The 17,887-nt window shown below is 28.0% G+C and carries 2 protein-coding genes; both read right to left on the bottom strand.

All coding sequences use genetic code 4. The features are described from left to right. Positions 1–123: 123 nt before the first annotated feature. Positions 124–8,967 (bottom strand): hypothetical protein, encoded by an 8,844-nt coding sequence (locus tag ACWXVO_RS00575; RefSeq protein ID WP_456001867.1) that lies wholly within the window; start codon positions 8,965–8,967, stop codon positions 124–126. Further along, the gene (locus tag ACWXVO_RS00570; RefSeq protein WP_456001854.1) at positions 8,967–17,873 is read right to left on the bottom strand and encodes a hypothetical protein; all 8,907 of its coding nucleotides are present in this window, start codon (positions 17,871–17,873) and stop codon (positions 8,967–8,969) included. The genes ACWXVO_RS00575 and ACWXVO_RS00570 overlap by 1 nt, the downstream gene beginning before the upstream one ends. Between the last annotated feature and the right edge of the window lie 14 nt (positions 17,874–17,887).

Below are 17,887 nucleotides of genomic sequence, written 5' to 3'. Positions count from 1 at the left end.
CAAATTTTGGTGTAATTTTATTATTTGATTTTTTTCTCTAGACATTTAGGGATCTATTGACGAAGTTAAAACAAAAAACCAAAACCTTTACAGCTTATAGGTTTTGGTTTTTAAAATTAAGCATTATTTCTTTAAATCTTTAAATTCAAAATTAATAATACCAGAGTTATAAACTACTGCGAGTTTTTCGGTTTCACTATCTTGAATTATACGCTGTTGATCATTATTTGTTCATATATAAGTCCCTGATGATCTTGTATTTTTTACTCAAAGGTCGTTGCCTAACATATGATCTCATTCTTTATTTGAACCACCACTATGTCTAAATCCGTTATTAGGGTGATCTAATGGAGATTTTTTATTATCATCAGCGTCATCTGGTGTTTGTCAGCTCGTAGGATGAGTAGATAACCATTTAGCAAAGTCATAATTAGATCAAACATATGCCATGGTAGATCCCATTTTATTATTATTAAAATTAGTCATAAATGTAGAAAGTGGTGTTATTAAACTATCTTGTAATGCTTTATTTTTGGCAACATTAAAACTTTCATAACGATTAATAAATAATGAAACATCCTTACTATTTTGATCATAATCTACATCTAATCTTAATGTATATATCGCAGCAACAGGCATCGTTTTCGAAGGATCGTAGGTTTGATTACTTGCATTTGTAATTTTATTTCCTTGTGTGTCCACGATGGTATGTTGGTTTTGAGTATAATTTTGTGGTCCAACTAATATTTTTCCAGGTAATATCGCTTCCAGTTGAATTAATTTATCATTAATAACTCTTATTCTTAAAACTTGGTTTTCCGATTCTCATGTTACTGATGTAGATTGTTGATAAACATCAAATTCAGGGAATTGAAACTTAATATTAAAGTTAGCTTTATCTATTCAACCATCACGCTTAGTAACGGTGGCACTAGTTGCATTATTGGCATTCTTATAATCAAATATTTCCTTAGTTTTGTAATTAATAATTACAGCATCATTAGAATTTTCAAGGCCTAATGCTTCTTTAAATGTTTTAATAGTTTGTTTTTTAACTTCTTCAGCAGTTGTTTGCATTCAACCTAATTCATCAGCTTTACCAATAACTTGTTTAGTATTTTTACCTAGATTAGATTTATTATAATCTTTAAAGAATAATCCTGAGGTTCCCGCTTGAAGTTGTAAATCTTGCTTTGTCTTAAATGTAATATCTACATCTTTTTCAACAGAAAATCCTGAAAATTCCTTAAATACTTCTAAATTTGTTGGTTTAAATTCATAACGTAATTTAAGATTATTGGTTTTTTTGGTAATACTTGAACTACCAGGTTTAATAAATTTGCTAGTTGATGAATCCTTGACTAATTTAACCTTAAAGTTTAAGGGATTATAGATTAAATTACTATCAATTTTGGTAAATGCAAATGTATCAAATAATTCAAGAAATCCATCAAGATTTGTAATATCAAGTTCATTTGATGAATCTTTAGGCAATATTATTTCAAGTTTCTTATCAAATTCTTCCCTAGTAATTCCTGGTTTAGCAGAAATTTGGTAATATGGTTTAGTTTTATTAGCATTTTGATCATTTGGATTAGTTTCACCTAAAATAGTTTCATAAAATAGTTTGCTATTTGTATTAGTTCAATCTAATAAAACTTTTAGCTTAGATTCAATATTTTTTAATGCGGTATTAGTTTTTTCAACTAAGAATAAGTCATTAATAATATCTCCACTTTTTTCTTTAACTAAATTATCTTTTTCACTATTTAATGATTCATAATCCTGTGAATATTTAGTTTCAAGAGCAGTAAGTTTGTTGTTATTATTTTTTCACTTAACTGATGTTTTGAATAATAATTGATAAATTTCTGTTAAATCTCTACGTTTATTTAAAAGGCTACTGAATTCTGACTTAAATTCATTAATTAATTCATCATATCCAGTTATCAATTGTTTTGTATCAAATGCATAAGTTTGTAAATCGGGAGCCGATTCAGTAGTTTTTATTTTTGAAATTTTTTGTTTTAATAATTCAAATTTTTGCTTTAATTCATCAAATAATTTCTTGGAATTTTCAAACCCTGCTTTTTCAAACAGTTTAGTTAAAACAGTATCAGAAAATTGAGAATTATATTTATCAAAAGTAGTAGTTAGCTTTGAAATAATACCAGTGCCATCTTCAAGCATTTGAGAAATATCATCTTTTATTTTTTGTGTTAGATTTTGCTTTGCTTCTTTTGCAAGTTTGATATTTTCAAGGTTTAAATTTATAAAATCATTTATAAAAGAATTTTTTGAACCGATGGAAATATATTTACTATCAACTGTGTTTTTGAAGTTTTTATTTTGATTAATAAACATTTCAATAGAGGTTTTTAGATTTCTTAGATTTATTAGTTTATCTTTAGCACCTTGTGTCCATAATGTATCATTAATTATATTTGCATTGAAATCAACAAGCTTCTGAAACTCGGTATTTAAAAGTGTTTGTTGGGTATCAAAAGTAGCAACAATTTGCTTCTTATATTCATCAAGTGCTTTTCTCAAAGCGGTATTAGTTTTATTAATTGCTTCTACTGCCTCAGAATAAGTATTATCTTTGGTTTTTACATTATTAATGTTTAATGAATTAACAGCATTTGCTTCGAATGTTGATAATAATACACTACTTTGTACTTCGTTTTGACCTTGTTTTGATAATTTAGTATGAAGCTCGCTAGTTTTAGTACGAAGAGATCTTGCTGAGTTAACTTTTTCATTAACAATACCATCAATTTTATCTTGAATCTTCTTTATCTGAGCTAATTTAGCTAATTCATCATTATTAGTATTAGAGTTTAACTGCTTTGATTCTGTAATTAATGTCTGCAACTGATTATAAGCTTCCTTAACAGCATCAGAATCAAGTAATTCATTTAATCCTGTTTGTTTATAAGAAAGAATATTTTGGGCGTCTTGGTATTTGTATGCTAATGTTTTAGCATTGGCAAAAACATATTCAATTGAATCATTACCAGTTCCATTCAGTCACTTTTGTGCTAAGTTTGCAAATGTATTAGGATCAGTATTTTCATCTAATTGGACTTGTTTTAATTCATTTTCAAATTCTGTAATTTTTTTATTAATTACTGCTTTTTCGTTCGCTATAATAACAGTATCATTCTTAATTTTTAACTTAACACTTGCTAGTTGTTGATAAACTTCTAAACGTGCTTTAAGAAGTTCAAGTTTCTTGATTTTCTTATCAATTTTATTTGATGCTTCTTCAGTTTGGTCTGCTGATGAAATATTGGCTTCATACAATGTTTTAACAGTAGCTAATTCATTTTCTAACTCAGCCTTATTTGTATTCACAGTGACATCCAAAGGAACGAAAGCACTAACAAACTGTTCAATTTCCGTTGCTTTTGAGGCGAGTTCGACTAACTTAGATAAAAATGCTTTTAGGTTATTAACCTTATTTAGATTTTCATTTAACTTTTCTACGCTATTTGTTTCCTCTTTATTAGTTGATGCATCGATAATATCATCTATTTGATTATTTAATGATGTTATTAGGGGCAGATATTGTTTAGCGTTTTGATATACTGCAGAACCCTTAATGTTATTAATAGCATCAAATAAGTCTTTACGAGTTTGACGTATTTTCGTTTGTTCATTAACCTTAGTAGTTAATTCATTAATATATTTAGTAATCTGCTCTTTTTCAGGATTTTGTCCAATATTAGGCAAGGCATTTCACATAAATTGGATTAATTTATTTTCATCAAATTGCGTTGCATCGTAATTTGACGAACCTTGGCGTTCAAGTCTTCATATTCCCACTGTTTGAGATACTTGTTTTAACAATTGAACTAATTTTAATGTCTCTTCACTTTTTGATTTAACTTTTTGAATTCTTTGAGACTTTTGTAAATCCGTTGTTTCAGATAGATTGTTAGCAGCTTCGGCTAATAATGAGTTCAATCAACTGTCAATTTTGTCATTATTTCTTGTTCCACTGATTGATTCAAGATCATAAAATGTAAGATCACTATTAATATCTTTAATCTTACCGATAATCTTTTCTGTGACTTCGATAACATCTAAAATACGTTCTTTTGATACTTGAATTTTTTTAATTAAATCAACAAATTTTTGTTTATTTATTTCAGCCAATTCATCTGATGTTTTTGTATTATCTGTACTTACTGTTTTAAATAAATCTCTCGCTTGTGATAATAAAGGATTTAAATCTTGCGTTATATATGAATTAACAGTATCATTAATCGCAGAACCTGCAGCGCTAATTATTGTTTCAGCAGAACCAATAATTAAAGCGAGTATGTCATAATATTCCTTGATTTTTTCAATAGTTTCAATTCGATTTTTAACTTGTAAAAGTTGAGCCTTAGTCGTTGATTGCAAGTTTGATGATAGTATTTGATCAATAGCTTCCTTAGAATTTGTTGCTAGGCTATTATCAGCTAGATCTCCCAGTTCAATTATTTTAGTGCCAAAAATTTGCTTAGCAATTTCATTAACTAAAACACGATTTTGATTTTGGCCATTATTCAATCCAGGAAGGGCACGGAAGTTTTCAAAGTGTTGCAATAAACCAATGGCCTTTTGTTTGTTTCTTGCTCTTAGACCAGCTTCTTCTTTAATACGAGTCAATTCCTTAAGAACATATTCATTTTGTTGCTTAATTTTTAATGTTTCTAATGGTGCGTGTTCATCGCTTAATAATGCCTTAAGTTCAGCAATGGCGCGTGTTTTGACATCTGAATCTAAATCCTTTTGATATAAATCTAATTCTGTCGCTACGTCAATTTGCAACACATGGAATTTTAGCATCTCATTAATATTGACAATTAAATTTTGAGCTATAGGAAAATCGATATCAATTGATATTTGATTATTTATTCTTGCTAAAAATCTATCAGAATAAGTTTTAATAAAATTCTTTTCCGATGAAGAATGAAGGGCGTCTACATTTGTTTTTACAAAATTTTTATATTTTTCCAGAGTGATTAAAACTATATCCTTATGATAACCCGCAGCCATCATTCTTTCATTTTCTCTAATTGATTCAATGGTTGAGTTAATAGGATCATTAATATCCATTACATATTTTTGGCGGGCTTTTTCATAATTATCAAAGGTTGTTAAGGCATCGGGCTTAGCTAGATTATGATATGACTTTTTATCATACTGAATAACCTCGAGTTCAATTCTTGCTTTTTCTTCCTTATATTTATTAATGAGATCATCACGTTCGATAGCAAGTTTCTTAACTAATTCATTTAGTTCTTCAACTTTCAACGCAAGACTTTCGGGAGTATAAGCTTCACCCCCTGATGAAGAATTGACCGAAAGAATTTTTTCATATATTTCCTTAGCAGCATTAACTTTATTCTTAACAACTTCAAGGATTCTATACTTTTGTTGATCTTCACTTAAAACATTAACTAAATCATTAATTACAATCTTACGTAATTCGTGTTTTGATTGTGCAATAACAATAGCATCCTCAATAGCTTTCTTTTTCTTTCCGATTAATTCAATTGTGTCAGAATGATCAGGTAAATTTTTTTCAATTTCATCTAATAAAGCATTTGCATCCTTAGCTGATTCTGTTTCCACTAATGAAGGTGAATTTTTGATTTTATCAGCTTCTAAAATAGCACGTTTAGTAATATCAACAAGTTCAGATTGTCCTGTTAAGACTTTTACAGCATCAAGTGCAGTGACATCTGATGTTGTAGTTTCCTTGCTTTTAGCATATGCATCCAATTGTTTAATAGCATCATTTATTTTTGTTTCAATTGGTTTTAAATTAGCAGATATCGGATATGTTTTGGCTTGAATAGCTTCGTTTCGTGCACGAATTTGATCTTTATGAAAAGCGAGATCGAGGTCATCATTAATAGATTTTGATAGTCTTGCCGAATCAGCTACTTTTGCAACATCAGGTAAATTATTAATGTTAGCAATTTGTCTAATTACCAAATCAATTTCATTTTTGGTTCCTTCTGCGGAAGCGATTGTTTGAGGAACACGTGATCGTTTATCAATATGGGCATTATATTCATCTGATATTTTTTCATATCTTGCAATATTATTTTCAATACCCTTTACATAAGGAATCATTGCTTTAATTTTATTAGCCTTATCTAGAATCTCATCTTTTTCCGATTTTGTTAAACCTTGTTGACGCGACTGATTTAACAGTTCATTATAGGCATAACGTAGCGATGATTCTCCCTCGGAAACAGGCTCCGATGCATCCTGGTGTGGATAATTTTTATTAATTAATTTTTCAATACTTTTAATTTGCGATTCAAGACTACTATCTTTTCGCTTGTCTCTTAGGTTTACAAGTTTTTTATCAGCTTCCTGGCTTAATCTATTAACCAAAGCAAAATCAACTGGTGTAGCAGATAGCGCTTTTTTAATATCTGCTTTAATTTGTTCGATTTCTGCAAAATCCTGCACAAATTGATGTTTAATATCATCATCACCATTAATTTCATCAATGAGCTTATCAAGATCATTGAGAGTGGAATTAACTTTTCTGATTATTTTGGCACTTTCTTGAATATTACTTGTTATTTCAATAACATCTTCAACTGATTTAATATTACTAAATGAGTTTATTTTTTGTGTATCGACACTATTACCATTTGATAGTTCTTTTAATAAATTATTAATTTCTGTAGCTCGATCAGTAAGATCCTGTTTAGTTTTGCTTAATTTATCCAGTTGTGTTTGTTCATAATCAGTATAAATATGCGGGTGCTCATTAGTTGGGTTAAATGTTAATAATGTATAATCTTCAACATCCATACGTGATTGAGCAGCATTATTTTGCAGATACGTCGTTTCGAGGATAGCAATTAATTTATATTTTTGAATTTGATTAAGGATATCTTTTGAAATTATTGGATTGTAATTAATTGATGTAATTTTTTTAGATTCAATGTTTAATTTATCAAATATTTTAGCAAGTAAGGTAATATCAACTTTTTGCGATTTTACTTGATTCAGTTTATCACTAGTTAACTGTGTAATACTTAATAAATCATAATCCTTTAATCTTGCAATTTCAAGTGATGTCGCTTTTTGCAAATAATCTAACTGAGCCTTTTGTAGGGTTCTTAGTTGTTCTCTTATACTATATTTTTTTTCAATAATTTGTTGTGTTGTTAAATTAGCAATAATATTTTCGCTTAATATCTGATTTTTTAAATCCGTTGCTTTTTGCAATACATCTTTGCTTAAATATTTTTCTTTATTCTTACTATTAAATCCGTTGATATTAATAATAGTATCATCAATTTCTTTGGCGATATTTGCAAGTTCCAATCTAGTTTCAACTAATGTAGAAACCGAATCATTAATATTTGATATTTTATCTTGGACATCATTAATATTAGCATTATCTACCTCTGCTAATTGATTTAAAACAATATTTAATTCTTGTTCATTTAATAATCTAGGATTGTTTTTATGTACTTGTGAATATTCATTAATAATATTTGTGATATAACTATCCAAATATTGAATATGATTAATTCGATTCATGAAATCAATAACTTTATTAATAATTTCTTGTTTATTATTTTTTTCAAAGTTATTTGTATTAACTAAAACCTTATAGTCCTTTTCATTCAGAATTGCTCCAAAATGATTGCCTAAATTATTGATATTTACATTTTTTACATATTCAACAAAAAGCTTAAATTCATTAATAATTTGTTCCGATGATAATTGTTGATCATTTAAGGCTTTTTCATAAATATCAAAATTAGCTTTTGCTAATCGCAAATCAGCTATGGTTAATGAACTATCAATTTTGATTGCAACTATCTTGTTGTAATATTCAACCAAGTTAATATAATTTTTGGTTACTTGATAATTAAGTATTTCATTTAATTCTTCTTGCGAAATCATTTTATTTTTTATAACAAATGTAATCATTTGATCAAAAACATTTTTATTTTGCAAAACAGAATTAGTTAACAGTATTTTGTTACTTAATAGCTCTAACTGCTCAGATAAATCTTTGTCAGTTTGCCTATTAATAGATTTTTTAAGAATTTCAGAAGTTATAAATAAAATGTTTGCATCAATACTTTTTTCAATATCTTTAATTGTTTTTTGATAAAAATCATTGAATTCTCCATGCTTAGTTGTACTTCTTGTATCCATTATTTTATTTTCAACTAATTGTTTATTAATAGCTATATCATTAATTCTAAAATCATTAAATAGCAAGTCATTTTCAATTTGATTAATAACCTGTTCAATATCACCTCGCAATGCTTTTGTAGGAAGCATCTTTTTTAATTCAACAATATTTTCATCAAAGCTATTGCTTGGTATTAAAAGATATTTTTCGATCAAACTTCTTTGTAATTCAATTTTAATCGTTAATGTTTCACTGTATCTATTAATTCAATTAAATTGTTGTTCTTTGTTTAATTTTGCAAAAGAAGAAAGACCGATTTTTAAATCAGTAAGATCAATTGAATCAAATTGATTTTTAATGTCTATTTCCCTAATTCTTGAAGCCTGATCCTTTAATAATTCTTCAATATCTTTTATACTATATTTATTGATTTCATTATTGCTTATTAGTCTCTTAACATACTTAATGATGTAATCTTTTTGCACATTTTTTATGTCGTCTAGGGCAATAAATTTTTCAACAGCAGTTGAGTTGGGGTTAGATAATGTTAATTTTACCGCATCAATTAATTTGTCAAGTTCCTTCATTTGTTTTGGACTTGGAGAAAGTTTTTTGACAACTTTTTCAAAAAGTGAATTACTTTTTTCAAATTCTTTCAATAATCTATTATTGGTTTCTGAGGCCACAAAATCATTATGATGCTTGGTTAAAAATACTGCAGCTAATGTCGATGCCGTGGCAATTGTAGCCATAACAACGGCGGTTGTTCTTTTTTTTGTTCTTCTATTCATTATTTATCCCCTTCTTTATCCTCATGAATCCTTACCATGAAATCAAAATGATCATATGCTTTAATAATTTGTGGCTCATTTCATTCAGTACCACCACGTTTACCCTTTTTATTATTATGTTCATTATAATCTCTATAACCATGGTTTTGTATATTGTTTGCTTGTTTAGTTTTATCAGTTCATTTTGCTGCAAACATTTCAGCAAAAACATAAGCCTTAATATTCGCATTATCGGGGTTTGCCTTAACTAATGAATTCATATTAATTTGCTCTTTCTCAATATTATCTTTTGGAGGATAAAAATGCCATTTTGCAGTACCGGATAACGTCATCTTAAATGAGGCATCGGTTTGGTTTATATTATTATCAATTTTTAATTCATATCAAGTATGTAATACACCAAAGTCCATTTTTCCATTTTCCTCAAAGACAACTGGTATTGTATAACCGAATGGTATCCAGTTTCTAAAATAATTGGATGTAAAATCAAGGTCAGCACCTGTTTGTGTTCAATACGAAAACATTTTCCCATTTGGCAACATAGCATGTTTAAATTTTCTACCCGCGCCATTAGATGCAAAAGTTAATCCTTTCGAATTATCAAGTTTAATCTTATACTTGACATTAGGATGCGAATTCGAAAGATCGAAATCTGCATATTCTTTTTTCATAGCATCTTCTAATGAAAGTTTATATAAATCTAGATTTTCTGGTTTTTGTACTTTGTTAAATAATGAATCATCTCATTGTTGACCAGTAAAAGTGACATCCTCGCGAATATACTTAATATCGTGGTTAATTAAATGTTTATTCGCTCCCTCCGCAATAGCATTCATTAAGTTAACATTCATATTTCTATTATTTCATCCAGCTTTTTTGGCCTCGAATATTTTGTGGCTATTAATAAATTGTTTGTTTTGTTCTTTTGTATTAGATTCACTTCCCAAATCGTTTTTAGTAACTCTAAATAAAGATAGTGTCTTAAATGTAATTCAAACATCATTATATGTAAGCGTTCTATCTGCTACATCATTAAAGAAGTTCTGCGTTGAATGTAATGTTGGTTTTTTATATACAACTTTTAAATTGATTTTTGTCTTTTTTGTTGAAGTATCGGTTTGCAAGAATTCAGGAGCTCATGGGTTTGATGTAGCGGCTCTGGTAATATATACTCAAACGTTAGTTGTATTGTAAGGTAAATTGCTGATATTTTTTAAAATTCCAAATTTATCAAATAAATCTAATAGGCCATTATTTTGTGTTATATCAAGTTCCGTGGCACTAGAATAATTACTGATTTTATTAATTTGTTCAATAAAATCTTCATATAATGTTGTAGATTTAGGTTCTACTTCTCTAATTTTTTCTTCACCATTGCGATTGATATAATCAAATAAGAAAATATTATTTCCTTGATCATTTATTCACGTATTTAAATTATTTAAATTAGCAAAAATACCTTTTAATGCTTCTTGTTTTAAGGATATAGAGGCATTTTTATTGGTTAAAGCAGTATCAGTAATTTGCATTTGTGTCTTAGCGGAATTATGAATGGTATTGTATGAATTAATAATATTGGCAAATACAGTATTTGATGAATTATTCTGTTTAAAATGTTCTCCAGCAATTAAACTTAGCATATTTTTAAAATCTGATTTTGATACCACTTCTGTGTAAAAGTTAATTAAATTACCTTGTGAGCTCTTTGCTGTATTTAAATCACTTGAACCATAAATCAATGTATCAATAGTTTCTAATGCCTTGATTAATTTTTCAATAGCCTCATAGTATTTTTTAAAATCATCTTTTATTGTTGTATTATTTGAACTATTAATATCATTATTAAAATTAATGTTCAATTGTTGAACTGCAAGATCATTAAAGTTAGCGGGAAGTGCGCTATTTGCTTCTTCGACTTTTTTAATATTTTGTTTTATTTCATTAATGCCATTAATATTATCACTACTTAAGATACTTAATTTTTGATCTAATAATTTAACAATTCCAAAGACATTATTCGTATTTGAACTATTTTGATTCATTTCCTCGTTAAATGAGTTAATTTGCGTTTTTAATTGTTCGGATGCGCTTTTGGTTAAAGTCTTAATTGTTTGATAATCATTTTCGAGGGTATTAGTTGTATTTCTTAATTCTTGTGAAATTAGCTTATAGTTTGAAGTATCCTTGCTTAGAATTTGGCCAGCTTTTTGAACATTACGTTCAAAGCTATCAATTAGTTTATCAAGATTAAATAGAACACTAAGTTTTTTTGATTGCTCTTGGGTTAATTGCTTATTATTTGAATTATCTATCGAAACTTGTTGCGACTTAAATAATTTAACATATAAATCTAATCTATCTTTAACAAGAGTTAGATGATTTTTTTCATATTTAACAATTGCCTTAATTTGATCTTCAAGAGCTTTTTTGGCCTTTAATAATTTTTCATTAGCATCTTTAATATTGTCTAGTGTATCTAAAGTAATATCGACCGATAATGAAACAGCATCCTTTGTAAATGTATCTTGTAAAGGAGTTTTTGTTTTATCGCTACCTGCATTAGAATATGATGATGTTATAAAATTATTTGCTTCATCTATTTGCGCCTTTAATTCTCGTAATTCTTCACGTTTTTGATCTTTAAGTTTTTGAATTACACTTTCCGTTTGATTAGTAAGTTTAAATATAGAAGCTAATTTATTTTCTTCATTATGATGTTCAGCTTTTATATTACTTTTAGCTTCATCAACAGCTTGTTGCAATGCTTGATATAAATTACGCATCGCTTGCGATTCCTTAGTTTTATAATCATTATCACCGTTTGTAGGAATAAATGCTTCAGCAGCGGTGATAGCTTTTTTTAGTTCGATACTATTTTTTAAACTAATTTCAAAGCTATTTTTTCCAACATCTAAATATGTTTCTTTTAATGCTTCTAAACCACGTACATCAATAGCATCCCGGTTACCTAATTCAACCAACAAATCATCTAGAATTTTCTTTAATGGTTTTTTAGCTTCCTCACTAATTTCGCTTGTGCTATTCAATTTACTCAATTTATCAGAATAAGAAATTAAAATATCTATCTTTTTAGCATTACTTTCAATTAATTTGTGCTTTGCCTCAATTTCTAATGCAATTAAAACGCCAAAGTAAAAATTATCCTTTGATTGCGTAGCTGATGTTTTTTCCACAATATTAAACTCATGTTCCAATACTTGAATTGCCTTATTTAAAGCATCAGATTTATTTGTGGCATTTCTTCCAGTTTCTACTTGTTTTTTAGCTTGTGCAACAACAACAGCTAAATCAGCATATTTATCAAATAAAGAGTGTGATGATAAAACCTCTGATTTTATATTATCAATTGCATTAATATCAGTGGCATTCATTATTTGGGAAATGGTTAATAATCTTTCTTTAAATCTTTGCGTTCTATCTTTTTTAAGTTCATCAAATATTTTCTGATCTTGATTTTTATACTTATCAGAAGTTGTTAGCATATTATTTTCATTATCAAAAGCCTTTTTAATTTCTTCATATGCAGATTTTCTTGTATTGTAAAGTGATTGATAGGCAAGGTGTTGGCTTTCAAGTACTTTGGTTGCATTATCAATTTTTGAAGTTATAGTTATTGGAGCAAATGTATCTTGTGGTATTTCTGGAATTGATTCAATTACAATTTGACCTAGATTCTTTTGATCAATATCATAGCCATATTTTTGACTGTCAAAATTTCATTCACCAAGTGAATCATATTTTGATAAAATGTCTTTTTGTTTTGTAATTAATCTCTTGAATTTAGTAACTATTTCATCCAAAATTTGCATTTGGTTTAAATCACTATTTACCTTTGCATCTTTTGCATATGATTCTAATTTTTCTACATATCCAGTTAGCTTTTCCTTAGCAGTTACAGCACCATTAGCGTTTCTACCTTCCCTATAGGTCATTTGAGTTGATTCTGTTTTTAAGGTTTTAATATTATTATTTAATTCAATAACCTTTTCTAGTCTTACAACCAATGAAGATATATCGGCTTTCTTTTGACTTAAAATTGAATATTTTGTAGGATCATTATATGAAGCTTTGGCATCATCAATTTGCTTCTTAAACTGTTCTTTTAGGTTATCAAATACATCCTTAATCGGACCATCTGCTACTATTAATTTTGCTACCTTATCTTCATTTTCTTTTACGGATTCAGCTAATGATAAAATTGCTTTAAAATTAGTTCTTACAATCTGCAGTTTTTTATTAACTTCATTAACTTCTCCAATATATTTAGCCTTATCATCTACGTATGTAATTGCTTCAAGTTCTTCAACATATTTCGAAATTAAACCATCAGTCCCAACTAATGATTCTTTTACTTTAGCATCGTGAATTTGTGTATTAACCTTGCTTTCTACTTCCTTTTTAAATGCATCAAATCTTTCCTTTTGATTTTGTTTTAATTGTTCAAAAGGTACGGACTCAACAAAAGCATTACGCAATTCTGTTATTTTATCCTCAATTAGTGGTGTCGAGTCACTTTGTCCAGGGATTGACTTAACAAGAGCACTTACTAAACGATTGTATGCATCAGTGCTTCTATTATTTTTTAGTTCTAATAATCTTTTTGAAACAGCTAATTGTTCATCAATCAAGTTTCCTAAGGTTTCAATTCTACGAGTTTCAGATAAGACATCATTTACATCAACAGCATTAACTCTCGGTGTTACCTCATTATCAGCATGAAGAATAGTTTCATTAATATTTGAAATAAAATTCTCAATAGTTATGTTATTTTGTAGAGTTATAGTTGGCGATTCATTCATCTTATTTTTTAAATTATCTAGTTTGCTATCTACCAATGATTTAGTATGTTTAAATTCATCTTTTCTAAAACTAATATCTACTTTCGAAGATAATGCTTTTAAGTCATCAAATTTGGCTTTATCATAATTAGATTTACTTGTTTGATCTGATGGGATAGGTTTTGTTTTATTAACTAATTCATCAAATTTTAATTTTAACTTTTGAATTTCTGAACCACTATTTAGGCTAGGATTTGAAACCAAAACTGAAAATTTTTCAGTTTGTTCATCATTTAGGAACTTATTGATTTGTCTTTCTAAACGGGCCTTAGCATCTTCAAATTGACTATGAATTTCTTGTTTCTTAACAGTATGTTGATTAATTAAATATTCAATTCTTTGTTTTTGATTAGATAGATCTGCTTTGGTGGTTCGATAATTAGAAATATAGGTACTAAATTTGATAATTTCCTCTTCAATTTCTTTATCTATTTTTTCAAAAATATATCTTTGTGACTTATCATTTGCTTCATTTTTATATTGATTATCTCTTACGGCTTGCAGGCGAACAATAGCATCTTTAACTTCTTTAGAAATTTCTATTTTTGCATTTATCTCATTTAAGGCAATAATCTTATCATTAATTTCTGCTAATGTATCATTTAGCGAACCTCTATTAACATTGATAACTTGTGTAAAAGCTGTATATAGTTCCAAATATTTGTTTTTATCAACTTTTGATAATTCAATTGCTGATGATTTAGTTTTTTCGTGTAAATCATGTTGTGAAGCAATTTTTGCAACCGTTCGATTTGTATCGTTAATAATATTTTGATAAGCAAAGGTAATGCGTTGCGAAATACCTTCAATTTGGAAATTTTTTGATTCAATTTTGCTTCTAATATCTTTAACTTTTTCTTCATCTGATTCTTTAATCAAATCACTATACAATACTTTAAGTTCATCTTGAATAGATGTAATGCTTGCACTCATTTCATCAATACTTTTTTGAACCTTGTCAATGTTATTAAGTCCATCTTGACTAGCTTTTTCAAATATTTCAATATCACCATTTATTAATGCAAATGGATCATTATTAATTTTTAAATTATTAGATAATTCTGCGTCTGCAAGTTTATTGTTTGCTAATAATATTTTTTCTTTAATTAATTTATCCTTAGCAACTTCTAATTTAATCTTTTGCGTGCGACCAGCGATATCTATATTTTGTTTTGCTAATCATGTCTTATTATGTATTTCAGGGTTATATAATTCCTTATCAACAATATTGTGATATTTTTCAATTAATCCATCAGTTTCCGTATTTAAAACCCCAAGTTTATCAACAATGGTTCTAATTTGATCTTTAGCCTCCATAGTTTTAAACAAGTTATCATTAGTTAAATCGACTTTTAAAGATTGATAAACTTTCTTAGATTCTTTATTTTCAATTTCGAGTTGTTTAATAGCTAGCTCAAATGTTGCCGCAACTTCAATTGATTCACGCAAAACATCAAACTTATTAGCTAAAAGTTGACGTTTATCGCTCTTTTCTTTTTCCGATAAATTCTTTTCGTCTTTAATAGCATCTACCTCGGCTTGCAAATCAGCTAACTTGGCTAAAAATTTAGCTTCAACAGGAGTTGTTTTGCCTTCTTCGCGACGAGATGAAAATGTGTCATCAATTAACTGTGCAATAATTGAGGATTGTGTTGATGATTCTAAAATTGAACGCTTATTTTCAAAATCTTTTAATGCTATTGATAATTTGGTTTGAATATCATCCAAATCATATTCTGTCGGATTTTTTAGCGCTTCATCAGATAATCTTTTAAGTTTTTGAATTTCATTTAATTCCTTACCAAGATAAGTTTTAACTTTTTCCTTATTTTTCACAATTGTTAAAATTTGGGCAGTTTCATCTTTGGTATTTTCCAATTTTTTTGCACTTACAACCTTCTTTGCATATTCATCTTGTAACTTCTTTAATTTAGCAATTTCTGCTTCTTTTTGTTCTAATGTTAACTTATCATCTTCCATCACTAACTTAATATCGGCAGAAATGCGGGCCGTTTTAAAAGCAAGATCCTTTGCAACAGGAGAATCAGGATTATCCTTTCATTCATTTTTTATATCATCTAATAATTTATTATTGTCTTCAAAAATCGGGCTAGATTGATGCGACAGCTTTGCAACATCAAAGAAATCAAGAGCATCCTTGATTAAACCACCCGCTATCGCTTTTTGACCATTAGGTAAAATGGCTTTTTCATCTTCAAAAACAGACATTTCCTTACGTGTTGCAGTTGAATAAATTGAAGCCAATCCTAATAATTTAGTTTTTAAACTATCATATGTTTTTTTGATTGTTGGATAATATTTATTTATATTAACGATTTTTGAAACTTCGCCTTCGATTCCTTCAATAATAGTTTCAATTTCCTTCTTGTTGGCAATTCTTTCATATTCGCTATATTCCTCAAATTTACTACTTAAATCGGCAAGAGAAGTATTCTCAAAGTCAATTTCATTAATAGCTAAAAGTGCTTGTTGCACATTTAAAAGCGTAGAATCATCATTTACAAAAGTTTTGTTGTATCTATTTTTTCCAGATGTAAATTTCAACTGTTTAGATAATATGTTGAATTGTTCTTTATAGAAATTTTTAAGGGTATTATTAGTGTCAATATCACTTAATATCTGATTTATAGTTGAAACATATTCAAAGAAACCAGCACTACTTTTGAATTCTTGATTTTCAATTTTGTTAATAAGCTCTTGTTTAAAATTTGCATCTTGAATTTTATTAATTTCTTCCTTCGCATCATTAAGTAATTTATTCGCAATAGCTATTTCATTTAACGCCCTATACAAATCGGAATGAATTTTATATGCTGGAGTTTTTAATTTGTTGGTTGAAGGGTCTGCATCTTTAACCTTATTATTTGCTTGCATAATAGCAAAATCAATAGCACCAATAAACTTGCTATCAACTTGTTGTTTAATTTTATCTGCTTGTGCAATTAAGTCTTTTACCTTGTTTAAGGTAGTTTCATCACTGCCAAAATAGTCTGATGTTTTGTTGATTATTGTTGATATATAGTCACTTATAACTTGTGAAGCCGTTATTTTTTTTGAATCTTGCAGTCCTATAACTTCAAATGATAGATTTCCTTTATTTTCTATTACAAACTTCTTAATAGCATCTAGTTCATCATAAATGATTTGTTTTATTGTCTGGTCTAAATCCATTGTTGCAACTTGGTTTTTTGCCTCAACAATTTGTGAATAAATTTTTTGAATTTCACCTTCATTATTAATTGATTCATCTTTAAATAAATCATTACTTTGTGTTGTGAACAATGTATCTAAGACATCAACAACACTATCCCTAGATAAAACATTTTGTTCAAGTTTGCCGTTGATAAAATCAATTAATTTTAGAACCTTAACATTCTTAATACTGATATTAAGTCTATCTGTTTTTTGAATATTCTTTAGGACAAAAACATTCATTTTTAATTCTAGATCAAATGCTATCTTGTCTTGCTTAGCAATTATTTTTTCAACCTCATCAGCAAATTTTTGTTTATCATCATAAGTTTGCTGACTAGCATTATAGATGTCTAGTTGTTTATTAAACTCATTTTTTAAATCTGGTGACTTAACTAAATTGCCTAGTTGTTGTATAGCATCACGCGCTATTTTTGCACTGTTTGAATCAACAAGCATTAAACTGCTTACCATTCTTCTTAAAATATTTCTTTGATCAAGCATATTTCTAATGGCTGAGACAGCATCAGCTGTTTGATTGCTAATTTTATTTGCGATTAATTGATTTGCATAGTTAATTGCTGTTTGTAATTTATTTTTTGATTGCTCCGAAAGCATTTCATCATACTTATTTAAAAATATTCTAGCCTTCTTTTGCTCTTGAACCAAGTCATCATGAGCTTTTGTATCTATTGACTTATATTCAGTATTGTGAAGAAAAGGAACAATAGCAGCTAAGGTAATAGCCGGTATTGCAGTTAATAAAGAAGTTACAATAACACCTTTTTTTACTTTTCTATGCTTCTTTTCTAAATCTAAATTTCTTTCATTCATGTTTCCTCCTTTAT

This window comes from Mycoplasma sp. 1890 (assembly GCF_053851615.1).
The sequence above is the reverse complement of the archived record's forward strand: the minus strand, read 5'-3'. Positions and strand labels throughout refer to the sequence as shown.